Origin of the sequence: Paenarthrobacter nicotinovorans (assembly GCF_007670255.1) — a bacterium.
In the GTDB taxonomy this organism is placed as follows: domain Bacteria; phylum Actinomycetota; class Actinomycetes; order Actinomycetales; family Micrococcaceae; genus Arthrobacter; species Arthrobacter nicotinovorans_B.
In genome coordinates this window covers 79931-104702 of record NZ_SZVS01000012.1, presented here as the reverse complement: position 1 = coordinate 104702, position 24772 = coordinate 79931, and the positions used below count along the sequence as shown (strand labels likewise).

24 protein-coding genes and 1 riboswitch are annotated in these 24772 nt (G+C 63.2%); of the genes, 18 read left to right on the top strand and 6 right to left on the bottom strand.

Annotated features, from left to right (window positions below; all coding sequences use genetic code 11):
* Nucleotides 1-68: 68 nt before the first annotated feature.
* On the bottom strand, nt 69-848 hold the full coding sequence (gene map, locus FDP28_RS17015; RefSeq protein WP_144662757.1) for a type I methionyl aminopeptidase: 780 nt from the start codon (nt 846-848) through the stop codon (nt 69-71).
* Nucleotides 849-916: 68 nt separating this feature from the next.
* Between map and FDP28_RS17010 the strand changes: the two genes are divergently transcribed.
* Nucleotides 917-1219 carry a helix-turn-helix domain-containing protein gene (locus FDP28_RS17010; RefSeq protein ID WP_144662755.1) on the top strand — a complete coding sequence of 101 codons (303 nt, stop codon included), beginning with the start codon at nt 917-919 and terminating at the stop codon, nt 1217-1219.
* Here the strand turns inward: FDP28_RS17010 and FDP28_RS17005 are convergent.
* Nucleotides 1216-1809 (bottom strand): helix-turn-helix domain-containing protein, encoded by a 594-nt coding sequence (locus FDP28_RS17005; RefSeq protein ID WP_144662752.1) that lies wholly within the window; start codon nt 1807-1809, stop codon nt 1216-1218. The two genes, FDP28_RS17010 and FDP28_RS17005, sit on opposite strands and share 4 nt — an antisense overlap.
* A 101-nt stretch (nt 1810-1910) precedes the next feature.
* On the opposite strand from FDP28_RS17005, the gene FDP28_RS17000 reads away from it, so the two are divergent.
* Together FDP28_RS17000 and FDP28_RS16995 are read left to right on the top strand one after the other, a co-directional pair.
* Complete coding sequence (locus FDP28_RS17000; protein ID WP_144662750.1) at nt 1911-2912, top strand: NAD(P)/FAD-dependent oxidoreductase; 1002 nt, start codon at nt 1911-1913, stop codon at nt 2910-2912.
* 41 nt (nt 2913-2953) lie between these two features.
* Entirely contained in the window at nt 2954-3166 is a 213-nt protein-coding gene (locus FDP28_RS16995) for a hypothetical protein (RefSeq protein WP_144662748.1), read from the top strand.
* An 81-nt stretch (nt 3167-3247) separates the two neighbouring features.
* On the opposite strand, the gene FDP28_RS16990 is transcribed toward FDP28_RS16995, so the two are convergent.
* A complete protein-coding gene (locus FDP28_RS16990) occupies nt 3248-4492 on the bottom strand; it encodes an amidohydrolase (protein WP_144662746.1) in 1245 nt (414 codons plus the stop codon).
* A gap of 119 nt (nt 4493-4611) precedes the next feature.
* Here FDP28_RS16990 and FDP28_RS16985 point away from each other — a divergent pair, with 119 nt between their 5' ends.
* On the top strand, nt 4612-5271 hold the full coding sequence (locus FDP28_RS16985) for a cyclodeaminase/cyclohydrolase family protein (protein WP_144662744.1): 660 nt from the start codon (nt 4612-4614) through the stop codon (nt 5269-5271).
* 3 nt (nt 5272-5274) lie between these two features.
* Here the strand turns inward: FDP28_RS16985 and FDP28_RS16980 are convergent, their stop codons facing one another.
* Nucleotides 5275-6825 (bottom strand): MFS transporter, encoded by a 1551-nt coding sequence (locus tag FDP28_RS16980; protein ID WP_144662742.1) that lies wholly within the window; start codon nt 6823-6825, stop codon nt 5275-5277.
* Nucleotides 6826-6897: 72 nt separating this feature from the next.
* On the opposite strand from FDP28_RS16980, the gene FDP28_RS16975 reads away from it, so the two are divergent.
* The 10 genes from FDP28_RS16975 (at nt 6898) to FDP28_RS16930 (ending at nt 19473) form a co-directional block, all read left to right on the top strand.
* A complete protein-coding gene (locus tag FDP28_RS16975) occupies nt 6898-7437 on the top strand; it encodes a TetR/AcrR family transcriptional regulator (RefSeq protein WP_144662740.1) in 540 nt (179 codons plus the stop codon).
* 94 nt (nt 7438-7531) lie between these two features.
* Nucleotides 7532-7629: riboswitch (glycine riboswitch) on the top strand.
* Nucleotides 7630-7798: 169 nt separating this feature from the next.
* Nucleotides 7799-10645 (top strand): aminomethyl-transferring glycine dehydrogenase, encoded by a 2847-nt coding sequence (gcvP, locus tag FDP28_RS16970; protein ID WP_144662738.1) that lies wholly within the window; start codon nt 7799-7801, stop codon nt 10643-10645.
* 9 nt (nt 10646-10654) lie between these two features.
* Complete coding sequence (gcvT, locus tag FDP28_RS16965) at nt 10655-11788, top strand: glycine cleavage system aminomethyltransferase GcvT (RefSeq protein WP_144662736.1); 1134 nt, start codon at nt 10655-10657, stop codon at nt 11786-11788.
* Nucleotides 11789-11821: 33 nt separating this feature from the next.
* Complete coding sequence (gene gcvH / locus FDP28_RS16960; RefSeq protein WP_144662734.1) at nt 11822-12208, top strand: glycine cleavage system protein GcvH; 387 nt, start codon at nt 11822-11824, stop codon at nt 12206-12208.
* 198 nt (nt 12209-12406) lie between these two features.
* Nucleotides 12407-13819, top strand: coding sequence for an L-serine ammonia-lyase (locus FDP28_RS16955; protein WP_144662732.1), 1413 nt, complete (start codon nt 12407-12409; stop codon nt 13817-13819).
* 38 nt (nt 13820-13857) lie between these two features.
* Nucleotides 13858-14679 carry a DNA/RNA non-specific endonuclease gene (locus FDP28_RS16950; protein WP_144662730.1) on the top strand — a complete coding sequence of 274 codons (822 nt, stop codon included), beginning with the start codon at nt 13858-13860 and terminating at the stop codon, nt 14677-14679.
* 48 nt (nt 14680-14727) lie between these two features.
* On the top strand, nt 14728-15279 hold the full coding sequence (locus FDP28_RS16945; RefSeq protein ID WP_186313668.1) for an NUDIX hydrolase: 552 nt from the start codon (nt 14728-14730) through the stop codon (nt 15277-15279).
* A 161-nt stretch (nt 15280-15440) separates the two neighbouring features.
* Nucleotides 15441-16529, top strand: coding sequence for a lipid II:glycine glycyltransferase FemX (locus tag FDP28_RS16940; protein WP_144662854.1), 1089 nt, complete (start codon nt 15441-15443; stop codon nt 16527-16529).
* Nucleotides 16530-16640: 111 nt separating this feature from the next.
* Nucleotides 16641-17957 (top strand): peptidoglycan bridge formation glycyltransferase FemA/FemB family protein, encoded by a 1317-nt coding sequence (locus FDP28_RS16935; protein ID WP_144662853.1) that lies wholly within the window; start codon nt 16641-16643, stop codon nt 17955-17957.
* A gap of 28 nt (nt 17958-17985) precedes the next feature.
* A complete protein-coding gene (locus tag FDP28_RS16930; RefSeq protein WP_144662726.1) occupies nt 17986-19473 on the top strand; it encodes a threonine/serine exporter family protein in 1488 nt (495 codons plus the stop codon).
* 16 nt (nt 19474-19489) lie between these two features.
* Here FDP28_RS16930 and FDP28_RS16925 read toward each other — a convergent pair whose 3' ends face one another.
* On the bottom strand, nt 19490-20329 hold the full coding sequence (locus FDP28_RS16925; RefSeq protein ID WP_144662724.1) for a siderophore-interacting protein: 840 nt from the start codon (nt 20327-20329) through the stop codon (nt 19490-19492).
* 165 nt (nt 20330-20494) lie between these two features.
* Nucleotides 20495-21262, bottom strand: coding sequence for a uracil-DNA glycosylase (locus FDP28_RS16920; protein ID WP_144662722.1), 768 nt, complete (start codon nt 21260-21262; stop codon nt 20495-20497).
* 109 nt (nt 21263-21371) lie between these two features.
* Here FDP28_RS16920 and FDP28_RS16915 point away from each other — a divergent pair, with 109 nt between their 5' ends.
* From FDP28_RS16915 to groL, 4 genes are all read left to right on the top strand, one after another.
* Nucleotides 21372-21707: a DUF3263 domain-containing protein gene (locus FDP28_RS16915; RefSeq protein WP_144662710.1), complete on the top strand. Its 336-nt coding sequence runs from the start codon at nt 21372-21374 to the stop codon at nt 21705-21707.
* Between the two features lie 49 nt (nt 21708-21756).
* Nucleotides 21757-22371 (top strand): LytR C-terminal domain-containing protein, encoded by a 615-nt coding sequence (locus FDP28_RS16910; RefSeq protein ID WP_144662709.1) that lies wholly within the window; start codon nt 21757-21759, stop codon nt 22369-22371.
* Between the two features lie 168 nt (nt 22372-22539).
* On the top strand, nt 22540-22743 hold the full coding sequence (locus tag FDP28_RS16905) for a cold-shock protein (protein WP_144662708.1): 204 nt from the start codon (nt 22540-22542) through the stop codon (nt 22741-22743).
* 322 nt (nt 22744-23065) lie between these two features.
* Complete coding sequence (groL, locus tag FDP28_RS16900) at nt 23066-24691, top strand: chaperonin GroEL (protein WP_144662707.1); 1626 nt, start codon at nt 23066-23068, stop codon at nt 24689-24691.
* Nucleotides 24692-24772 lie beyond the last annotated feature (81 nt).

Genomic DNA, 24772 nt, shown 5'->3' with positions numbered 1-24772 from the left:
TCGCCGGACTGCGAGCTGGCCGCCTCGCCGGACCGCGAGCCGGACCCCCTGGTTACCCCGTCCGGGCGCTAAGCAGCCAGGGTCGGCCTGGTGAGGATCTCCGCCCCATCGTTGGTGATGGCGATGGTGTGCTCGCTGTGGGCCGTCCTGCACCCGGTGGCGCTGCGGAGCGTCCAGCCGTCGGCATCCGTGACGAGCTGCGCGGTATCCGCCATGACCCACGGTTCCAGTGCCAGGAGCAATCCGGGGCGCAGCTTGTAGCCGCGTCCGGGCCGCCCCATGTTGGGAACGTGCGGCTCCTGGTGCATGGTCGATCCGATGCCGTGGCCACCGAATTCCGTATTTACCGGGTAGCCGGCCTCGCTGAGGACTGACCCCATCGCGTAGGAGAGATCGCCGATGCGGGCCCCCGGCCGGGCTGCTGCGATGCCGGCACGCAAGGCGCGTTCGGTCGCTTCGATCATGGCCACGCTCTCGGCGGGCTTGGTGTCACCAACGATGAAACTGATGGCGGAGTCCGCGGCGATTCCCTCCAGGGAGACGGCCAAGTCGAGGGTCAGCAGGTCTCCGTCGGCAAGTGCGTAGTCCCGGGGCAGTCCGTGGAGGACGGCGTCGTTGACGCCGGTGCAGATGTAGTGGCCGAATGGTCCGCGCCCGAAGGACGGGGCGTAGTCGACGTAGCAGGACACGGCTCCGGCCTCCAGGATCATGTCCTTGGTCCATGCATCGATGTCCAGGAGATTGGTGCCCACGGTGCAGCGGCCCTTGAGGGTGTGCAGGATATTGGCCACGAGGGCGCCCGAAGCCTTTGCCCTGAGCAGTTCGTTGGCGCTGAGGATCTCGATCATGAGCAGCCTTTCTGTTGTGAGTCCAATAACTATCCCGGCCATATTATCCCGGTATTACAATTGGAGCCATGGTCAGGTTGCCTCTTACACCCGCAGAGGCCGAGCGTGGACAACGTCTCGGCTCATTGTTGCGCCGCGCACGGGGCACGCGCTCCATGTTGGAGATCGCCCTTGATGCCCGTGTTTCCCCGGAGACGCTCCGCAAGATCGAGTCCGGAAGGGTAGCCACCCCCGCCTTCCCCACCGTGGCTGCGATTGCCGATGTCCTGGGCCTGTCCCTGGATGAAGTCTGGGCGGAGATCAATCAGCCCGACGCCGGCACGGACCCAAGCGCGCCGCGCCGCAGCGCGCGCGAGTTCCTGGCTTCCTAAGCTTGGTCCGGGCGTTTTGGCCGTGCCCGTACGTGCATGCGCTCGCCTTGCTGGCCGAAAAGGGTCAGAAGCTCCACTGGCTCTGACGTGGCGCTGGCGAACCAGTGCGGGGTCCGGGTGTCGAACTCCGCTACTTCGCCGGGTTTGAGGATGAAGTCGTTATCGCCGAGGACCAGCCGCAGCTTCCCGTTGAGAATGTACATCCAGTCGTAGCCCTCGTGGGACTGCGGCTGGGGGATCTCTTTGCCAGTGCCGCTTTTCAGCACCATCTTGAACGCTTGGATCCCGCCGGGCCGGCGCGTGAGGGGGAGTGCGGTTCCCCAATCGTGGACATGAGGCTTGAGGTGGATGCGGGGATCGCCGGTTTCGGGGGAATCGATGAGTTCCTCGAGGGGCACCTGGTGAAGCCGCGCTATCGGGAGTAAAAGTTCAAGGGTGGGCTTTCGTTGCCCGGACTCAAGCCGCGACAACGTACTGACCGAAATGCCGGTCCCCTCCGAAGCTTCCGCAAGGGTCAGGTTGCGCTGGGTCCGCAGCGCACGAAGGCGAGGTCCGACGGCGTCGAGCATGGAACTGAAGTCTTGGCTCATGGACCAAGTTTGCCATAGCAGCAAAATTCTTTGCTGCTTTCCTTAATGCTGTCCAACCATGGAAGGAGCGGCACATCGCTGCGAGGGATTCAGGAGGCGAAGTGAGTAAAGAACACCACATCAAGGGGTACGACGTCGTGGTCATCGGAGGTGGCGCAGCTGGGTTAAGTGCCGCCGTCACGTTAGGCAGGGCTCTGAGGTCGGTGCTGGTAATCGACGCCGGTGAACCCCGGAATGCTCCTGCGGCCGGGGTCCATGGCTTCCTGTCCCGGGACGGCATCAACCCCAAGGAACTCCTGGGACTGGGACGGGAGGAGGCGCGCGGCTACGGGGTGGAAATCGTAGACGGCGTCGCAGTTGCGGCGCGTTCGACGGCGGCAGCAGGGGATGGCGCCCAACCCGCCTTTGAGGTGGAGCTGGGGAACGGGCGCACAGTCACAGCGCGGCGTCTCCTGGTGACTACCGGACTCACTGATGTGCTGCCTGACATTGAAGGCATCGGTGAACGCTGGGGTCGGGATGTCCTGCACTGCCCTTACTGCCACGGTTGGGAAGTAAGGAACAAGGCGATCGGGATATTGGGGACCGTTCCGATGGCCCTGCACCAGACCATGCTTTTCCGGCAGTGGAGCCCGGATATCACCTTGTTCCTCAACGACGTCGTGGAACCGACGGATGAAGAGTGGGAACAGCTTGCCGCACGCTCCATCAACGTTGTGGAGGGCAAAGTGCGCTCACTTGAAATCACGGATGACGCCGTGAGCGGGGTGGTCCTGGCCTCTGGCAAGGTCCTTCCGGTGGAGGCCGTGGTGACGGGCACCAGGATGGAGGCCCGGCCCGGGGTGCTGGAGTCCCTGGGTGTCCAGCTGGTGGAGCACCCCATGGGCGTAGGGCGGCATGTCGAAGTGAATCCCCTGGGAGGCGCCACCTCGGTGCCGGGCGTGTGGGCGGCAGGGAACGTCGCCGACCTCATGGGGCAGGTCATGGCATCCGCCGCTTCGGGCGTCATGGCTGGAGCGGCGATCAATGCCCACCTCGTGGCCGAGGAAACACGGCTCGCAGTGGAAGCGGCCCGGAAAAATAGTGGTCGACGTTCGGCTTAAGTGCGGGGATCATTAAAGGATCGCCACTAAAGGAGGTTGGCATGTGCTACGCGTACTATGACGACTTCGAGCGGCGCACGAAGAAGGACTCCGCGCGCAAGCCCGAGACCCGCACCACAGAGGCAAAAGAGCCTGCTGCCCCGGCGGAGACCCGCCCAGGGACGGAAGGCACGCTGTGGACTTTCCTGGCACGTCGTCGCAGGGAGCCTGAGGTTTACGAACCGAAGGTGGACCGCATCCACGAGAAAGTCTAGGGATCACTCCCGGACTGGAACGAGCACCGAATCCACGCAAAAGGCGCCGGGACCCCGGCGCCTTTTCCATGGGCTCCCAGGTCAGTTCTCCCCGGGCTGGTCCCGTTCGGTTGTGCCCAGGTACTCCAGGGCAGCTGTAACCAATGCTTCTGTTCCCTTGGCCAGCGTGGGCTGGATCAATGGAGCGAAGTAGGGGGAGTGGTTGGATGGAATGTCCTCTGGGAGCCGCCCTGTGGTGGCCCACTCCCTGAACAGTGCAGGGTCGGCGCCTCCAAGGAACCAGAACACCAAAGGTGCATCGGCGCCTTTTGCCAAGGCTCCGACATCTTCGCTGCCCGAGACCGGGCCGGGGTCGATCACCTGTGCCGTGCCGAATTTGGCCTTGAATGCTGCCGTGATTTTGGCTGCAGCCGATTCGTCATTGACGGTGAGGGGAAAGTGCTCCTCGAAGTGGATCTCCGGATCCTTCGGAGCGCCGGAGGCTGTTGATTCCCCCTGGACGATCCGCTCAATGGATCCGAGGATCTTGTCCCTGATGGAATCGCTGAAGGTGCGGACACTAAGGCCCAGGCTGGCGGTCTCGGGAATGATGTTGTTTTTTGTCCCTGAATGGATCTGCCCAACGGTTACCACCGCCGAGTCACTCGCCGCGAGCTCACGCGACACAATGCCCTGCAAGCGGACCGTGGCAGCTGCTGCCATGAGGACAGGGTCAACGGTGGTTTCGGGGCGGGAGCCGTGTCCGCCGCGTCCGTGCAGGGTGATGTTGAGGGAGTCGGCCGACGCCATGGTGACGCCGGAGCGGATGCCGAACCAGCCGGCAGGGAATGGGGCGACATGCTGGCCGAGTACGACGTCGGGCTTCGGGACGACGTCGTACAGGCCGTCCGCCACCATCGCGTTCGCTCCGCCGCCCCATTCCTCTGCGGGCTGGAAAACGGCGATCAACGTGCCTTGCCACTGGTTGCTTTGCCCGACAAGCGACTCCACAGCGCCCACCAGGCAACTGACGTGGACATCGTGGCCGCATGCATGCATGACGGGAACGTCGTTGCCCGTGTGGTCGACGCCGACGGCGGTGCTTGCGTAGTCCAGTCCGGTGGATTCTTTGACGGGCAGGGCGTCCATGTCGGCCCGGAGCATGACCACCGGCCCTGGTCCGTTGTGAAGCACACCCACCACACCGGTCTGGCCGATGTTGCGGTGGACCGTGAAGCCAAGGTTTTCCAGGTGTCCGGCGGCGATTCCCGCTGTCCTGGTCTCCTGGAAGGATAGCTCCGGGTTGGCGTGCAGGTCTTTGTAAAGCTCTTCGAGGTCAATGGTCATGGGTCTACCCTCTTCGTTCGACGCCTTTGGTCCGGCCAGTGTATCCACCGGCGGTGTGCGAAGCCTGTGTGTGCGAGGCCTGTGTGCGAAGACCGAACACTCACGGCACACTGGATGGCATGACGAATAGCGCAGCCGCCACAACGCAGAAGTCCACGGTCGAGGACTGGACCAAGGCCCTGGCGGAGTCGAAGGGTTCGCCCGGGGGTGGTGCCGGTACGGGTGTCATGCTCTCGATCGCGGCCGCTTTGACGTCCATGGTTGCCGGCTATACGGAGCCTGAAGACCACCAACGCGACGAACTTTCCGGCATTCATGCCCGCGCCCACGAGCTGCGGAGAACTGCCCTGCAGCTCGCGGACGACGACTCCTCTGCCTCCAATGCTTTTGGGGCTGCGTTCCGACTGGACCCCGGCCCGGAACGGGAAGAAGCGATTCATCAGGCGTCGGTTGAGGCGGCCAAGGCTTCGGCCGTCCTGGGGGAGCGGGCCATCGACGCCATCGAAGACCTTGGCTGGCTCGCTTCCCATGGAAACCCGGCCCTCATCGCCGATGTCGTGGTTGGCTTCGGTGCGCTGCGTGCGGCGATAACGGGTGCGCGGACCAACGTGAGCTTCGACCTCGCGTCCCTGACCTCCGCGGGGACTCCGCTTGAGGAGGTCAGGGAGCAGCATCCGGACCTGTGGACGACGGTCAGCCGGCTCAGCGACGCGCTGGAGCGGATCGACCAACTGGCTGCCGGCGTCGACAAGAAGGCCGCACCTACCGAAGCGGTGTAGTCCCTATTTCGCCTTGGGCACCTTGCGGAGTACGACGGCGGCCATCACTGCCGCTCCGGCCATCAGTACCAGCCCAATCGCCGCAGTGATGTGGACGCCGGAGTCGAATGCCGTCCGGGCGGCTGTGGTCAATGCCTCGGAGAGCTCGGCGGGAAGGCCGGAGGCTGCGTCGACGGCACCGGCCAGTGTTTCCCCCGACTTCCTTGCGGCTTCTACGGAGACACCGTCCGGAACGACGAGGTTGTGCTGGTAGGACGCTGTGAGGATGGAGCCGAGCACGGCAGTCCCCAACAGCGATCCCAATTCGTAGCCGGTCTCGGAGATGGCCGAGGCCGCTCCGGACTTGTCCGCCGGAACCGATGACAGGATCAGGTCATTGGAGATGGTCTCCGCCGCGCCGACCCCGATAGCGAGCACAGTCAGGGCGGACAATAGGAAGACCGGTCCGCTGCCGTGGTCGCCCATGACGGCTACCAGGTACCCGACGGCGCTGAGCGTCAGTCCGCCGGCCACGACGAATCCGGGCCGCACGCGCTTGACCAACGGCACCACCAGCAGCCCGGCGATCACGGTGGCCAGGAGGGCGGGGATCATCGCAATGCCGGCTTCCATGGGGGACTGCCCTTCCACCAGCTGCAGGTGCTGGGCAAAGAAGTAGATGAAGCCCGTCATGGAGAACAGGGACAATACGTTGGCCACGATGGCCGTGCTGAACACCTTGTTCTTGAACAGGGCCACATCCAGCATGGGGCTGTCGATGCTCTGTTGGCGACGAACGAACACAATGCCCATCACCAGTCCGAAGCCCATGAAAGCAGCGGCCGAGGCCCCGAAGCCGTGGACCGCGAATTCCTTGATGCCGTAAACAAACGGCGCCATGGTGACTACGGAAAGGACGATGCTGGGTACATCGACACGGCCTGGGTTGGCGTCCTTGGACTCAGGAATCAGTACCCGGCCAAATGCCAGCAAAGGCAGGAGCAGGAAAGCGGCCACCAGGAAGACAGCGCCCCACCAGAAGTGTTCCACCAGCCAACCGCCGAAGATGGGGCCCAGCGCCGCGCCACCGGAGAAGCCGGCAGCCCATACCGCGATCGCGAGCCTGCGCCGGTTGGGGTCGGTAAAGATGTTCCGGATCAAGGACAACGTTGAAGGCATCAGCATGGCGCCAAAGACACCAAGTGCGGCGCGTCCGGCAATCAGCCACTCCGCAGATGGCGCGAAAGCCGTAGCAGCCGAAACCGCAGCGAAGCCCGTGCTGCCGATCAGGAGCAGCCGGCGTCGTCCGATCCTGTCGCCCAAGTTGCCCATGGACACCAGGAGAGCCGCCAACACCAGCGGGTACGCGTCAACGATCCACAGGAGCTGGATGCCACCGACGTCCAGGGAGCGGTCGATTTCGGGCAGGGCAAAGGTGAGCGCGGTGTTGTCGACGGCCACCAGCAGCACAGGGAACATCAGCAGTGCCAGGGCCGTCCAATCGCGCCACGGTGCAGCCTGCCCCTTGACGGGGTTGACGGAACGGGGTGCTTGGGTTGAGGACGGCGAGAACATGCTTTAACTGTACCGTCCAGACGGTACAGTTACAAATACAAGGACTGCACAGCTTTAGGGAATGATGTACACATGCCACGAAAACCAGTTGCCCGGGACGCTGTCCTGGATGCCTTCGAAGCCCTCCTCATAGAGGTAGGGGAGCGGGCAGCCACTCTCGACGCCGTCGCCAAGCGGGCCGGCGTCTCCAAAGGTGGCCTGCTGTACCACTTCCCCAACAAGGAAGCCCTGATCAGCGCCTTGCTCGAACGCCTGGATGAACTGGCGGAAGAGGACATTGTGCGGATGAAGGCAGCGCCGGACGGAGCCGCCTCGTACTTCATCCGCACCTCGCTGTGGGGCGGTACGCCCATGGACAGGGCCTTCGTTGCGGCCACCAGGCTTGCCGAAGTGGCCCACGAGGAAACGCGGCGGCGGTTTGCCGGCATCCAGCAGCAATGGCTGGATGTCCTGGCCGAGGACGTGGGGCCGGAGGTCGCCAAAGCCGTCAGCTACATGGGTGACGGGCTGTATTTCAACGCCATGTTCGAAGGCGGACAGGAGGGCGGGAATGCGGGCCGGGAGGCCGACGTCGACATCCTCTTGGGCGTGCTGGACCGTCTGCGGAAGTGACGCTTCTTCCATTTGCCGCAGCGACCTGCCCATAGGACAATTAACTCTTGTGGCGTGTCCTGTGTGGGCGCCCATGCACAATTGAACAAGCCTTTGATCTGCGGCGGGAGAGTCCTGCAAGCACGTGATGCAGGCGCCGTAGGAGCAAACCCTCCCCAGGAATCTCTCAGGCCCACGCACCGCCGCGGCGAGGCAACTCTGGAAAGCAGCAGGCGACCGTCCCAGGTTGTTGTGCTCACCGACGGTGCAAGCGATTCGTTGTTCGGACAAGTCGCGGAAACTCTCAGGTCCAATACAGAGCGGGGAGGAACCCGAGCCGCTGTGGCGTACCCAAACGCCACCCAAGTATTGGAGTTCCTTCGTGACGGTTAGTTCTGCCTCCACCACCTTCGTCGATCGGCATATCGGCGCCCGCCGCCAGGCCGACATTGAGACCATGCTCAAGACCGTCGGTTACGACTCCGTGGATGCCCTCGTGGACACCGCGGTTCCCAACGACATCCGCCAGGACATTGCCCTGACCCTGCAGGACGCCCTGTCAGAGGTCGAGGTCCTGGCAGAACTGCGCAAGCTGGCCGCCAAGAACAAGACCGCCGTGCAGATGATCGGCCAGGGCTACTACGACACCATCACGCCCCCGGTGATCCGCCGCAACATCCTCGAATCCCCGGCCTGGTACACCGCCTACACGCCGTACCAGCCCGAGATTTCCCAGGGCCGCCTCGAAGCGCTCCTGAACTTCCAGACCATGGTCCAGGACCTCGTTGGCCTGCCCATCGCCAACGCCTCCCTGCTGGACGAAGCAACGGCAGTCGCTGAAGCCGTCCTCATGATGCGCAGGGCCAACAAGAACAAGGCTGCCCAGGATGGCAAGACCGTCCTCGACGCCGACTGCCTGCCGCAGACCATCGCCATCGTGAAGGGCCGCGCCGAGGCACTCGGCTTCGAAGTTGAGGTCGCAGACCTTTCCCTCGGCCTTCCGGAAGGTGCCATCAACGGCGTCGTCCTCCAGCAGCCCGGCGTTTCCGGTCGTGTTTTCGACCACTCAGCCGTCATTGCCGAGGCCAAGGAACGCGGCGCGCTGGTTACCGTCGCTGCCGACCTTCTCTCCCTCACCCTCATCACCCCTCCGGGCGAGCAGGGCGCCGACATCGCCGTTGGTTCTGCCCAGCGCCTGGGTGTTCCGCTGTTCTTCGGTGGCCCGCACGCCGCCTACATGGCAGTCCAGAAGGGCCTTGAGCGTTCCATGCCGGGCCGCCTGGTGGGCGTTTCGAAGGACGACGCCGGTGTCCCCGCCTACCGCTTGGCGCTGCAGACCCGTGAGCAGCACATCCGCCGCGAGAAGGCCACGTCCAACATTTGTACGGCTCAGGCCCTGCTGGCCATCGTTGCCTCGATGTACGCCGTCTATCACGGCCCGGAGGGCCTGAAGGCGATCGCTGAGACCGCCCACAACCACGCCCGCACCCTGGCCGCCTCCCTGAAGGCTGCCGGCGTCGAGGTCCTGCATGGTTCCTTCTTCGACACCGTCACGGTTCGCATTCCCGGCCGCGCCGCAGAGATCGTGGCAGCGGCCGAGGCCCGCGGGATCAACCTGCGCGGCATCGACGCGGACACCGTTGGTATTTCCGTGGACGAAACAACGACAGCTGACGTTGTCGGCCGTGTCCTTGGAGTGTTCGGTGCTTCCGTGGTTGAGGCCGTGGAGGGCTTCGCCCTTGACGGTTCGGTTGAGCGCACCAGTGAGTTCATGCAGCACCCGGTGTTCAACACCCACCGCTCCGAGACCCAGCTCCTGCGCTACATCCGCAAGCTCTCGGACCGCGACCTGGCGCTGGACCGCACCATGATTCCCCTGGGTTCGTGCACCATGAAGCTCAACGCGACGGCCGAGATGGAAGCCATCTCCTGGCCTGAGTTCGCCTCGATCCACCCGTTCGCTCCGGATTCCCAGACGGCCGGCTGGCGTGAACTCATCGCTGACCTGGAAGCTCAACTGACCGAGATCACGGGTTACGACCAGGTCTCCATCCAGCCGAACGCCGGTTCCCAGGGTGAGCTCGCGGGCCTGCTGGCCATCCGCGGCTACCACCTCTCCAACGGCGATGACCAGCGCAACGTCTGCCTCATCCCGGCCTCCGCCCATGGCACCAACGCTGCCTCGGCAGTGCTGGCAGGCATGAAGGTCGTGGTCGTGGCCACCGCTCCCGATGGCACGATCGACCACGTCGACCTGAAGGCCAAGATCGAAGCCAACCGCGACGCCCTCTCGGCGATCATGATCACCTACCCGTCCACGCACGGTGTCTACGACGCCGATGTCCGCGAAGTCTGCGACGCCATCCACGAAGCCGGTGGCCAGGTGTACATCGACGGTGCCAACCTCAACGCGCTCGTTGGCCTTGCCCAGCCCGGCAAGTTCGGCGGCGACGTGTCCCACCTGAACCTGCACAAGACCTTCTGCATCCCGCACGGCGGCGGCGGACCCGGTGTTGGTCCCGTTGCTGCCAAGGCACACCTGGCGCCGTTCATGCCCGGTGACGCAGCGTCCTGGACCGAGGGCAATGACGTTCCGATTTCGGCGTCCCGCTTCGGTTCGGCCGGTGTCCTCCCGATCTCCTGGGCCTACGTGAAGCTCATGGGTGGCCAGGGGCTCACGGAAGCGACCAAGTCCGCGTTGCTGGCTGCGAACTACATCGCATCCCGCCTCAACGACCACTTCCCGGTCCTCTACACGGGCGAAGGCGGACTCGTGGCCCACGAATGCATCCTGGACCTCCGTGAGCTGACCGCGAAGACCGGCGTTACCGCTGAGGATGTTGCCAAGCGCCTGATCGACTTCGGCTTCCACGCTCCGACCCTGGCGTTCCCGGTTGCCGGCACCCTCATGGTGGAGCCCACGGAGTCCGAGGACCTTGTGGAGATCGACCGCTTCATCGAGGCCATGATCACCATCCGCAAGGAGATCGACCAGGTTGCTGCCGGCGACTTCTCCGTGCAGGACTCCCCGCTTCGCCGCGCGCCCCACACGGCAGCCGCCGTCGTGAGCTCCGACTGGGACCGCGCGTACCCGCGTGAGCAGGCCGCCTTCCCGGTCCACCACCTCAAGCAGGACAAGTACTTCCCGCCCGTCGGCCGCATTGACGGCGCAGCCGGAGACCGCAACCTGGTCTGCTCCTGCCCGCCGATCGAAGACTTCGAGAACTAAGGACTGGTCATGACAGGGAAATACACCGCACTCTACGAAGAGCACAAGAAGCTTGGCGCGTCGTTCACCGATTTTGGTGGCTGGCAGATGCCGCTGAAGTACACCTCCGAGCTCGCCGAACACCACGCCGTCCGGAAGTCCGCCGGCCTCTTCGACCTCTCCCACATGGGCGAAGTCTGGGTCACCGGCCCGCAGGCCGCAGCGTTCCTGGAATACGCCTTGGTGGGGAAGATTTCGGCGATGGCCGACGGTAAGGCCAAGTACTCGCTGATCTGCCAGGAAGACGGCGGAATCATCGATGACCTGATCGTCTACCGTCGCGGCGCGGAGAAGTTCCTCGTGGTGCCGAATGCCGGAAACGCGGCAGTTGTTGCTGCGGAACTCCTGGTGCGTGCGGCCGGGTTCGACGTCGTGGTTGAGGATGCCTCCTCCGAGACCTCGCTCATCGCCGTCCAGGGCCCTCTTGCTGAAGCCATCCTGTTGCGCCTGGTTCCGGCTGACCAGCACTCACTTGTCACGGAACTGAAGTACTACGCCGCCGTCGAGGTCACCTTCCTCGTGGCCGGCAGCGGCCAGGACCTGCTCCTTGCACGCACAGGTTACACCGGCGAAGACGGCTTCGAGATCTTCGTTCCCAACGAGTCCGCAGCCGCGCTGTGGCAGGCGATCACCGCCGTCGCCGAAGAGGGCGAGCTGGTTCCGGCGGGCCTGGCCTCACGCGACTCCCTGCGCCTGGAAGCGGGCATGCCCCTGTACGGCAACGAGCTTTCCCGCGAAGGCAATCCCTTCGCTGCCGGACTTGGGCCCGTTGTGGCACTGTCCAAGGAAGGCGACTTTGTTGGCAAGGAAGCACTCGCTGCTTTGAAGGCCTCCGGTGCGGGGATCTCCACTGGCCGCAAGCTCGTTGGCCTCAAGGGCCTTGGACGCCGCGCCGGCCGCTCGCACTACCCGGTGACGAAGGACGGAGCCGTTGTTGGTGAAGTGACCTCCGGCCAGCCGAGCCCGACCTTGGGGTACCCCGTGGTGATGGCGTACGTCGACGTAGCTTATGCCGAGCCGGGAACTGCCCTGGACGTGGACCTCCGCGGCAAGTCCGAGCCCTTCGAAGTCGTCGCCCTGCCGTTCTACAAGCGGTCCCGCTAAGCAGTTTTGTCCATACAACGTAAAGGAAACAGAATGCCCAAAGTAGCGCCCGAACTTCAGTACTCCGACGAACACGAGTGGGTCTCCCGCGGCGAAGGGAACTCGGTGTCCGTTGGCATTTCCGAGGTTGCCACCGACGCACTGGGCGACATCGTGTACGTCGACCTGCCCGAGGTCGGCTCCACCGTGACCGCCGGCGAGACCTGCGGCGAGGTGGAGTCCACCAAGTCCGTCTCCGACCTGTACTCGCCCGTCACAGGTGAGGTCACCGAGATCAACGACGCCGTTGTTTCCGATCCCGCCCTCATCAACAACGACCCCTACGGCGCCGGCTGGCTCTTCAAAGTGGCTGCTGAGTCCGACGGCCCGCTGCTCTCGGCCCAGGAATACGCCTCCAAGAATGGTGGAGACCTGGCCTAGTTGCCAGCGGCCCGGGTCCGGCACTGGACATGCGGGCGTAGCGTGGTTTGTAGTAACTGAATAATTTGCGACGCCGGGTTGCCGCCTTTGGGGGCCATCCGGCGTCGCGCTTCGGTCGTCTTTCGCCACAAGCGGGGGTGGCCATCCGGCAGGACGATCTGCCGGACCGATTCAAGCTGTATAAAAGGGATCCCGGCTATGGCTGTTGGTGTTTTTGATCTGTTCTCTGTGGGCATTGGCCCGTCAAGCTCGCACACTGTAGGGCCGATGCGTGCCGCAGCGGTGTTCGCCGAAGAGTTGAAGGACAGTGGTGTCCTGGGCTCGGTGGCGTCATTGCGCGTGGATTTGTATGGTTCCTTGGCCGCGACTGGGCGGGGCCACGGGACGATGACTGCCACGCTGCTGGGTCTTGAGGGCTACCACCCCGAGCTGATCCTCCCCGAAGAAGTGGAGGAACGCCTGGCCGCCATCGCCGAAACGGGTGTGTTGAACCTTGCCGGTGCCTCGGGCGAGGGCGTGGAGCTGCCGTATGCGGTGGAGGATATGGTGTTGCATCCGTTGACGGTGTTGCCGCGGCATACGAATGGGATGAAGTTCGTGGTCTCTGATGCTGAGGGGAACGTGCTGCGGGAGGCGACGTTTTTCTCGGTTGGTGGCGGGTTCATTGTCCGTGAGGGTGAGGAGAACACGGCCCGGGTGGAGTTGGAGGAGTCCAAGGCGGAGTTGCCGTTGCCGTTCCGGACAGCTGCGGAGTTGCTGGGGCGGTGCGCATCCAAGGGCTTGGGCATCAGCGACATCATGTTGATCAATGAGCGGGCGTCGCGGTCGGAGGAGGAGATCCGGGAGGGTCTGCTGCATATTTGGTCGGTGATGGAGGCCTGTGTTGAAACGTCCCTGAAGCGTGAGGGTGTGCTGCCCGGGGGCTTGCGGGTGAAACGTCGTGCTCCTGATTGGTTGGAGCGGTTGTTGAAGGAAGACAAGGACCGGAACGATCCGAAGTATTGGCAGGAGTGGGTGAACCTGATCGCCTTGGCGGTCAATGAGGAGAACGCTTCCGGTGGGCGGGTGGTGACGGCGCCGACCAATGGTGCGGCGGGCATCATTCCGGCGGTTCTTTATTATGCGTTGAATTACGCTCCGGGCATGGATCAGGCTACCCAGGCTGATAGGGATGATGTGGTGGTGCGGTTCTTGCTCGCTGCGGGTGCGGTGGGGGTGTTGTATAAGGAGCAGGCTTCGATTTCGGGGGCTGAGGTGGGGTGTCAGGGTGAGGTTGGTTCGGCGTCGTCGATGGCTGCTGCGGGGTTGGCTGAGGTGATGGGTGGTTCTCCGGCGCAGGTGGAGAACGCGGCGGAGATCGCGATGGAACATAACCTGGGGTTGACGTGTGATCCGATCGGTGGGTTGGTGCAGATTCCGTGTATTGAGCGGAACGCGATTGCTGCGGCTAAGGCGATCAACGCCGCGAAGATGGCGTTGTGGGGTGATGGGACACACCGGGTGTCCCTTGACGAGGTGATCGTGACCATGCGGGAAACGGGCAAGGACATGTCCCATAAGTACAAGGAAACAGCGATGGGCGGCCTCGCCGTCAACGTCGTCGAATGCTGACTCTGTTCGCTGTCAGTCCCTAGTGCCATGCTGTATCCATGAGCGGGGGATATGACAGGGATTTCTTGCGGGCACGCGTCGAGCTGCCCAGTCCGTCGGCAACGACGATTCTGTTGGATTACACCCACTTCTCCGTACGTTTTCGGGCAGCCCGGAAGCTTGCAGCGATCGTGGGCGTCAACATCAGCGGCAGCGAACTGAACCCCCTGGCACGCGAGGGAACCTGGCACTTTGACGATCGGGTTCCCAAGGAGCAGCAGGCAGGCCCCGACGTTTACAAGAACAACGCCTTCGATCGTGGGCATCTGGTTCGGCGTCTGGACCCGGTCTGGGGGGATCAAGCGACGGCAAAGAAGGCCAACCAGGACACCTTTGTCTTCACGAACGCGGCCCCACAGGTTGATGACTTCAACCAAGGCAAGGAACTCTGGGTCGGGTTGGAGGACCACGTCCTGGAGCACGCCGACACCTTCGATGCCAAGCTCAGTGTCTTCACCGGGCCGGTCCTCCTGGATGACGACCCTCCCTACCGTGGCGTCCAGGTGCCGAGGAAGTTCTGGAAGATCGCCGTGTGGACCAACGACGCGAAACTGGGAGCTGCCGGCTTCATCCTTGACCAGTCGCCGTTGCTCGGCAAAGTAGAGCTCAAAAAAGCCATCACCGAGCGGTTGCTCGACGGCGAACCACCCCCGCTCGGTCCCTTCCGGACGTTCCAGGTTCCCATCGGAGAAATCGCAGACCTCACTGGGCTGAGCCTCAACCGCCTCACGAACGCCGACCGGCTTGCCAGCGGCCAGCGCGAGCTGGGTAAGGCCCCAAAGGCGATTCGGCTGGAGAGTATGGAGCAGATCCGGTTGTAGGATGCTCGAGGAATCAGCCGGGACTTTGGGTCAGGATGGGGAGGGGCCGTGGGGGACGAAACCGCGTGGAATGTCAGAGATAGTCGCGTCATCGTCAGGGACAAATGGATTTCTTTGCGGGCCGACGACTGTGTGACGCCATCCGGCGTCGTCGTGGCACCGTATTACGTTCAGGAAAACCCGGAATGGGTTTCCGTTTTTGCCCTGGATCGGGCCCGGAATGTGGTGCTGATCCGTGAGTATCACCACGGTGCAGGAATAGTCGCGCAGGGGTTGCCAGGAGGCGCCGTGGAGCCGAAAGACAGTTCTTTCGATGATGCTGTCAGGCGTGAACTCCGCGAGGAAACGGGATACGAAGCCGGAGAGCTGCACAGCCTCGGATACTCCTGGGCCAACTGGAACAGTCAAAGCAACCGGGTCCACTTCTACCTGGCCCTGGACTGTGAGCCCACTGCCGATCCCAGCCCGGATGAGGCAGAAGACATCGCCATTTCTCTTCTGCCGTTGGGCGAATTTCACCCGGGGATGTTGGGCCAGGGCTATCACCGGCTGAACGCGTACATGGCTGATGAACAGTTGGGTTCCCGGCCAACATCCTGAGGTGCGCAGCGGGACCGTGACCCGCCTGTGGAATGAAGATCACGGCGTTCCATGAGCCGGTCCACGCGGCGCCACTGAGCCGCGTCCTCCCATGACCGATAGACTTGGGGCTGCATGTCCGCATGCGCACCTGCTTTGAACACTGCACCAAAACCCTGAGATTGGACACGGCCACCTTGCGAGAATTTACCGCCCGCTTTGCCACTGCCGAGGAAATCGATAACTGGGACAAGCACGTCACTGCCAACCCGAACGGTGGCAACATGCTGCAGTCGGATGCCTACGCGGCAGTCAAGGACGGCAACGGCTGGCTGGTCCGCCGGCTCGTCGTCGAGACCGCCGACTACGCCAGCTACAACCTTTTGCTGGAAAAGAAGTTCCCTGTCCTCGGCCGGCTCTGGTACCTGATCAAGGGCCCCGACGCCGGGTCCGTCGACGACATCAAGCCGATGCTGGACGCCGTCGCCACTTTGGCGAGCGAGCAGAAGTTGAACGTCTTCACCATCAAGATAGAGCCCGACGTCGTGGAGTCACCTGAGGTGACTGGGCAACTGAGGGCGGCTGGCCTGGTGAAGGCCCCGAACATCCAGTCCAACGACTTCACAGCCATACTCGACATCTCGGCCCCCGCCAACGAGGTCCTGCGGAGCATCTCATCCCGCGCCCGCAACGCAGTCCGCCGGGCGGAGCGTGAGGGCTGCGAGGTCATCCAGGAAGAAGCAGGCGAGGACACTTACCGCAAGCTCTATGCCCTCATGCAGAACACGGTCAATGCCAAAGGCGCCATGCCTCTGCGGAGCTACGAGTACTACGCCACGTTCTGGGGCGAATTCAGCAGCAGGGGCCAAGGGCAGTTCTTTTTCGTTTACGAGGACGGCCAACCGAGCGTCGGTGCGTTCGTGATCAACTACGGGGCCAAGGCCACTTACAAAGACGGCGGCTCCACCCAGAACCGTAAGCAATATGGTGACTCGCATTTGGTCCAATGGGCAGCGATCCAGCGCATGCAGGAGCTGGGGTGTGTGGAGTACGACTTCTGCGGCACACCGCCTTCTGCAAGCATCAAGGACAAGTCCCATCCGTTGTACGGACTGGGATCGTTCAAGACCAGTTTCACCAAGACCGTCACGGATTTTGTGGGCTGCTATGACCTCGTGCTGGGCCCGGTGCGGTACAAGCTGTGGCTCAAGGGCGCGGAGAAAGTGTTCAGGAGGCTCGAAACCATGCGTACCGGGGGCCAGTTCTACTGACAGGCAGCCCGAGCCAGCAAGCCAACGAACAGGCCCGCCCCGGCCACCAACGGGCGCAAATCTAATCTAGGTGAGGTAATTTCTTTGACTCCGATCGAGGCTGGAACCGACATGGAATTCGTGATTCTCAGCGACGCTGATTTCGAGACGTTCGCCAAGGGACACCCGCAGGGCAGCTTCATCCAGTCCATGGACCTGACGCGTTTCCAGCGAGCCCGCGGGCAGGAGGTCGAGCTCTTTGGCGTGACCCGCGGGGGGAGCCTCATTGCAGCGGGCAAGCTGACTTACACGTCCAACCGCGTTGGCTACAAAACCGCCGACTGTGCCAAGGGACCACTGATGGACTACAGCGACCCCGCAGTGGTTCGCTTCGTCGTCGAGCAGTTGAAGAAGCACGTCGCAGCGAAAAAGGCGGCGGAGCTGCGCATCTCGCCCAACGTCAAATACATTGCTCGTGACGAGGACGGTGCTGAGCACCCGGAGATCGAAGACAACCGACCGCTGTTGAAGGAACTCGAAGGACTCGGCTTCCAGCACCAGGGTTTCGATATGAACTTCGCGAACATCAACTGGATGTTCATCAAGACCCTGGACGGGGTCGCGGATGCCGAAGAGCTCATCATGGGCATGAACTACCGCACCCGCAAGGCCATCCGAAAAGCGGAGAAGAACGGCGTCTACCTGGAGCAGGCCACGCTGGAAACGCTGGACGATTTCTACAACGCGCTCAAGACGGCCGGTGACGAAAAGGGCTTCACCTACCGCGAACGCGGGTACTACGAGCAACTGCTCCGCAACACCTCCGATGAGTTCACCAAACTCATGATGGCCAAGATCAACATCCCCGAGTACCGGGCATCGATCACCGAGCGCCTCGAAGCGGAGTCCAAGACACTGGCCGACCTCAAGCGTGAGGTCGAGGAAACCCGCAGCAAGAAGAAAGCCAACCGCGTCAAAGTGGTTCAGGACCTTGTGGACAGCTATGAGCGCAGCCTCAAGGATATTGAACGCTTCCCGGACTCCGTTGGCGTGGCAACAGTCGCTGCCATCCACTTTGCCTGCTCCGGCGACGAACTCACCTGCGTAATCGGCGGCACGGTCCAGGACTACATCTACTTCAACGGCGCAACGTCCCTCTACTGGGGCATGATGCTGCACGCGCTGAACAACGGCTACTCCCGCTACAACTTCTACGGAACCTTCGGAATCCAGGGCCAGGACGAGACCGGTCACGGCGGATACGAATTCAAGAAGGGCTTCGGCGGCGAAGTAGTTCAGTTGCTGGGTGACTTCGTTGCTCCTGTCAGCCCTGTGAAGTACACGGCGTACCGCGTGGCCAGGAAGCTCGCAGGGGCCGCCCAGACAGTACTGGGACGATTGCCACTTGAGAAATTGCCGGTAGTTGGAAAACTCCGGGGGAACCGCTGATCACAACAAGGCACAGGAGGAGCACCGCGTGACTGAACGCCCCGATGGGGCCGGCAACAGGCCCCACACCGACGGGTTGCCGAAGACTCAACCATTGCGTCCGTCGCAGGTACGGCAGAACGTCAACGCCAAACGCATGCTCATGCGCCTGGTGCAGGGTGACAGCCCGCCCACGGCCCCCATGAATATCGTGGACCGGCTTGCGGGAAGTCCCTACGCCAACCCCACCATCCAAGTGGTGGGCGTTGATGCCTCGGCCCGGAAAACCATCGACTTCGCGCTGCATTTGGCCGAGGTCATGTTCCGGTACGGTGCAGGTGCCTTGGAAGTCGAGACGAGCATGATCGCTGTCACCGCTGCGCTCGGCTTGAAGAACGTGGAAGTGGACATCACCAACCAGTCGGTGGCCATCAACTACGCTCCCAAGGACCAAACCCCCATCACCCTGCTTCGTGTGGTGCGTTCCTGGACCAACAACTACGCAGGTTTGGCACAGGTCCATCAACTGGTCACGGACATTGTGGCCGGGGGAGTGGGGCGCGACGAAGCCGTCCGCAGGCTTAACGACATCATCCGCAGTGCAAAACCCTTCCCACGGTGGATGGTCACGATTGCATTCGGTATTTTTGCCGCGGTCTTCGTTGGCGTGCTGGGTGGGGGAATTGGCGCCTCGGCGGTGGCCTTTGCGTCCAACATCGTCATCAGCCTGCTCTCGCGTCAGCTCGCAAGATGGCGCACTGCCGACTTCTTCAACACCATGGCCTGCGCCTTCTTCGTCACCTTTGTTGCCCTGATGCTTCGCTGGGCGGGGGTGGAAATAGCGCCATCCATTGTGGTGGCGGGCGGGATCCTGCTGCTGCTTCCGACTGGCCGCCTGGTGTCATCGGTCCAGGATGCGATCAACGGCTTCCCTGTGACCGCCGCAGGCCGGTTCCTTTCCACGCTGCTGACCTTCGGCGCGATAGTCGCGGGCATCGGCGTCGCCGTCGTGGTCGGAACACTTATGGGCAGCACGGTCCTGGACGTCACGCAGACTTTCCCCGACGCCTACCCGTTGTGGGGCCAAGCCATCCTGATAGCCATCGCGGTGGTCGCGATTGGCGTCACCGAACAGACCCAAATGCGGTTGCTGCTTCCGACGGCGGCAGTGGGGTTAGTGGGCTTCTTCGTTTTGTGGGGGGTCGGCCAAGCTGGCCTTGGCGACCGTCTGTCGCCCGCCGTCGCCGCCGTCGTCATTGGCCTGTTGGCCCGGGTAGTTGCGCTGAAGCTGGGTGCTCCCCAGCTGGTGGTAGCCGTGCCGGCGGCGTTGATCCTGCTTCCTGGGCTGACGATTTTCCGCTCGATGTATGCCTTGACCGTCGAAGGCGGAGACATTCTGCTCGGCGCGGGCGGCATGCTCAACGCAGGAGCGATCGTGCTCGGTGTTGCGGCTGGAATCGTGCTCGGCGACAACCTTGCGCGGCCACTGACGAAGGGCCTGTCCAGCAACGAACGCCGAAGGGTTCGCCGACGCTAAGACCCCTCCCACTCGTCTAGATCTGGCCGACAGGGAGTTTCTTTTCTGCCTGGAAGACTTCCTCCACACGGCCCTGGGCCCAATACCCGGATAACGAAACCTGCGAACGTTCGAGTCCGCGCTGGACAAAGAAGATCTCCCGGAGACCCTTCATGTATCCGCGCTCACCATGGGCGAAGACATCCACCCGCCCGGGCAGCCACTCGGTGCCACGCAGGGCTTCAAGGAGAAGGTCGCTTGACCCGGCCGGTGTGCCTTTGCGCAACAGCCAATGGATCTCGACTCCCTCCGGGGCTGAGATCGCGAGGGCATCGGCCTCGTTATCCACTTCGAGATAGACATGTCCCCGGGCCTCGGGGGAGAGGGCTTCAACGCAGGCGGCGATGGCGGGAATTGCAGCGTCATCTCCCGCGAAAAGGTACCAGTCCGCGTCGGGGGAGGGGCTGTAGCCGCCGCCAGGGCCGGTGAAGATCAGGGAATCTCCGGGCTTTGCTGCGGCGGCCCAGGGTCCCGCGAGGCCTTCATCGCCATGGACCACGAAGTCGATGGCCAACTCCTGTGCCTCCAGGTCCACCCACCGGATGGTGTAGGTCCGGGTGTGCGGCCATTGTTCGCGCGGCATGGTTTCGCGGATGGTCCAGAGATCAAGCGGCTGCTCGTATTCCACGCCGTCCTGCGGAAAAACGATCTTGACGTACCGGTCCACGTAGTCGTTGTTTGCGTAGTCGCTGAACCCCGGTCCGCCGGCCACGATCCGCACCATGTGCGGCGAAAGCCGTTCACTCCGCAGGACGGTCAGGTTGACCTGCGGGCGGGTATTGCGTGTGGCGGACGATGTGACAGGAAGAGCGGTCATATAGGCAAGCCTAAGCTAATTGGCTGGGTGCTTGATGGGTATGCGTCGAAGGTTACACACCCTCTCTCACGTTCCCTGCGTTTGAGCGCGACGCTCGGTCAGGTTCCGGTGGGATGTGAGCGAGGGTTGGCGGCAAGCCGGTGGGATGTGAGCGAGGGTTGGGCTCTACAGGACCGGGAGTTCCCAGTCCACGGGCTCCGCGCCCTGCCCGGCCAGCAGTTCGTTGGTCCGGCTGAACGGCTTGGACCCAAAGAAGCCCCTTGATGCCGACAACGGGCTGGGGTGCACTGAAACGATCGACGGCGCGTCCCCCAGCAGCGGCGCGACCCCCTCGGCATCCTTGCCCCACAGGATCGCGACCAGCGGCTTCCGGCGCCCCGCACCATCCGTACGGTTGACGACGGCGGTGACTGCCGCCGTCGTAATGGCCTCCCATCCTTTGCCGCGGTGGGCGCCGGCGTCGCGGGCCTCCACGGTGAGCACACGGTTCAGCAGCAGGACGCCTTGCTCTGTCCACGCGCTGAGGTCTCCGTGGACGCGGGGCGGGAGGCCGAGGTCGTCGTGGAGCTCGCGATAGATGTTGGCCAGGCTGCGGGGGATGGGGCGGGTTTGGCGGGAGACGGAGAAGGAGAGCCCCACTGCGTGCCCTGGCGTAGGGTAGGGGTCCTGGCCCAGGAGCAGTACCTTGACCTCGGCCAGCGGTTGGCGAAAAGCGCGGAGCACGTTTTCCGAGGCGGGGAGGACGTGTTTTCCGTCCCCGGCCCGACGCGCGACGTACGCCAACGCATCGCGGAGGTGTCCTTCCACAGGACGCATCGCCTCGGCCCAGTCGGGAGCCATCAGCTCCTCAAGGGGGCGGTCAATCAGCGTGGCAAAGCCAGGATCAGCCTCGCCGGCAGGTTCAAGATCAAAGAGAGCATCCTCGCCAGTCACCCGGCCATTGTCTCCCGCGTGGCGGGGGTGGAGCGAATGACAGCGATGTTATTCGCCCGTAACATAGGGGTAGGACATTTTCCCCCAACAAGCGTCGAAGGAGTGTGCCGTGGCAGAACCAGCACCGGAACCAATGGCGCCGCAGGCTGACGGATTGGCCTTGGAAGACCTCGCGGCCGATACCCGGAGCGACTCGCCGCTGAGTGAGCGGGACCAGCAGATGTTGGCGCTTGAACGGCAGTGGTGGAAGTACGCCGGCGCCAAGGAGCAGGCCATCAGGGAGCTCTTCGATCTCTCCGCCACCCACTACTACCAGATCCTGAACGCGCTGATCGACACCGAGGACGCGTTGGCCCACGATCCCATGCTCGTGAAGAGATTGCGTAGACTACGTACGTCCCGCCAGCGGGCGCGGACAGCGCGGCGCTTGGGGTCGGACGCGTAATTCGCAGGTGCGATCCGTCAGCAGCAACCAGCAAGGACAACGCTTCACCATGACCAAATATGCCAGGGACGAATTCGACCAGGTCCCACAGAACACCTCCCGGCAGGGCGTTCACCGCGACAGCCAGGACGCCGCGCGCCCCACGTTGTGGCCTGTCCTGACCGTCGGAGCCGTGGCTTTGGTACTCGGCCTGGTGGCGTTCCTTATCCTCCCGAACCTCGGGATTGTCGCCCCCAGTGCGTCATCAAGCGTCACGACGCCGGCACCCCAGCAAACCTCGACGTCGCCTTCGGCTGCACCTTCCGCTTCGAGCAGCGCACCGCCTGCCTCCAACGAAGCCAGCACCGAGCCGACGCCGTCGACCACGCCGTCGCCCTCCACCGCCCCGGTGGATAAGAGCGTTCCGGTCGCTGTGTACAACGGAACCGGCACCGCCGGCCTGGCCGGCCGGGTGGCCGGGCTGGTGCAGGGCGGAGGCTGGACTCTTAGCACGGTAGCCAACTGGGGAGGCCTTCCGCAGCAGACGTCCGTGATCTTCTACAACGCTCCCACGCAGAAAGCCAACGCCGAGGCTTTGGGCGCGCTCCTGGGCATCCAGTCGATCGTGGAGACCCCTGATGTGCAGCAACCACTGGTTGTAGTAGCGGGACCCGGCTACCAGTAACCGCGCGGCTCCAGGGCCCAAAAACCCCAACTCGGTTAAGCCTCAATAACAAAACCAGCGCCCTGGCCATTGGGGGAAGCGCAGGGATAGTGACTGTGGTTACAGTGGATTAATTCCGGTCCGGAGATCCCGGCAACCGGTCTTGGCTACTGCGAAAGTGTGGGCATCATGGCATTGGGAACCGTCAAATGGTTCAACGCCGAAAAGGGCTACGGATTCATCACTGTGGATGACTCCGGTGACGACGTCTTCGTGCATTGGTCGGCTATCCAAATGGATGGCTTTCGCGCCCTCGAAGAGGGCCAGCGTGTTGAGTTCGAACTGGGTGAGGGCCAGAAGGGTCCGCAGGCCGAAGGCGTGCGCGTAGCCTGAGGCTTTCACTGCTCGCCGGAACGGCGGTCAGCTCTCGGCTGAAACCCTTTTCGCGGGTGCCAAAAGTGGCGCCTCTGCTTGCACTCTCACCAGTCGAGTGCTAATTATTGATTTAGCACTCCTACGGTTCGACTGCTAATCCGATCCGGCTCTCGCCGGTAACGGAATGATGGTGGAACCGCTGGGGGACCAAGAAACACCTTGGTGGGGTGAGGTCCGGAGCGCGGGGCATACAGAGGCTGCACGCAAAGGACCGTCCGTCGCGGGCATCCCACCTGACAGGTACCTTCTTAACGACTGTCCCGAAAGGACTACCGCCGTTATGGCCAAGATCATTGCATTTGATGAAGAGGCACGCCGCGGCCTCGAGCGGGGCCTGAACACCCTCGCTGACGCCGTCAAGGTCACCCTCGGCCCGCGTGGACGCAACGTCGTCCTCGAAAAGAAGTGGGGCGCTCCCACGATCACCAACGATGGCGTTTCCATCGCCAAGGAGATCGAGCTGGACGACCCTTACGAGAAGATCGGTGCTGAGCTGGTCAAGGAAGTTGCCAAGAAGACGGATGACGTCGCTGGCGACGGTACCACCACGGCAACCGTTCTTGCCCAGGCACTGGTAAAGGAAGGCCTGCGCAACGTTGCCGCCGGCGCCGACCCGCTGTCCCTCAAACGCGGTATCGAGAAGGCTGTTGAGGCAGTCATCAGCGAACTGCTGACCTCCGCCAAGGAAATCGAAACCAAGGAAGAGATCGCAGCCACGGCTTCGATCTCCGCCGGCGACCCGGAAATCGGCAGCCTGATCGCCGAAGCCCTGGACAAGGTGGGCAAGGAAGGCGTCATCACGGTTGAAGAGTCCAACACCTTTGGTCTGGAACTCGAGCTCACCGAAGGCATGCGCTTCGACAAGGGCTACATCTCCGCTTACTTCGTCACCGACGCAGAGCGCCAGGAAACGGTCCTCGAAGACCCGTACATCCTGATCGTCAACTCCAAGATCTCCAACGTGAAGGAACTCGTCACGGTTCTGGAGAAGGTCATGCAGTCCAACAAGCCGCTGCTGATCATCGCCGAAGACATCGAGGGTGAGGCCCTGGCCACCCTGATCGTCAACAAGATCCGTGGCACCTTCAAGTCCGTTGCCGTCAAGGCTCCGGGCTTCGGTGACCGCCGCAAGGCACAGCTGGCCGACATCGCCATCCTCACCGGTGGCCAGGTCATCTCCGAAGAAGTTGGCCTCAAGCTCGAGAACGCCGGCCTGGACCTCCTCGGCACCGCCCGCAAGGTTGTTGTCACCAAGGACGAGACCACCATTGTTGAAGGTGCCGGCGACGCCGACGCCATCGCAGGCCGCGTTGCCCAGATCCGCGCCGAGATCGAGAACTCCGACTCCGACTACGACCGCGAGAAGCTGCAGGAGCGCCTGGCCAAGCTGGCCGGCGGCGTTGCAGTCATCAAGGCCGGTGCCGCAACCGAAGTTGAGCTCAAGGAGCGCAAGCACCGCATTGAGGACGCTGTCCGCAACGCAAAGGCTGCTGTTGAAGAAGGCATCGTTGCCGGTGGTGGCGTTGCCCTCATCCAGGCCGGTGCCAAGGCATTCGCCAACCTGTCCCTTGAGAACGACGAAGCAACCGGCGCCAACATCGTCAAGGTTGCCATCGACGCTCCGCTGAAGCAGATCGCCTTCAACGCCGGCCTCGAGCCCGGCGTAGTGGTCGACAAGGTCCGCGGCCTGCCTTCGGGCCACGGCCTGAACGCTGCCACGGGTGTCTACGAAGACCTTCTGGCTGCCGGCGTGAACGACCCCGTAAAGGTCACCCGCTCGGCTCTCCAGAACGCTGCTTCCATCGCTGGTCTCTTCCTGACCACCGAGGCTGTAGTTGCCGACAAGCCCGAGAAGAACGCTCCGGCTCCCGGTGGCGACGACATGGGCGGCATGGGCGGCTTCTAAGCCACCTGTTCTGCTGCGTCACGCATAGCAAGTACGACGGCGGTCCCCACCTTCTGGTGGGGGCCGCCGTCGGCGTTTCGG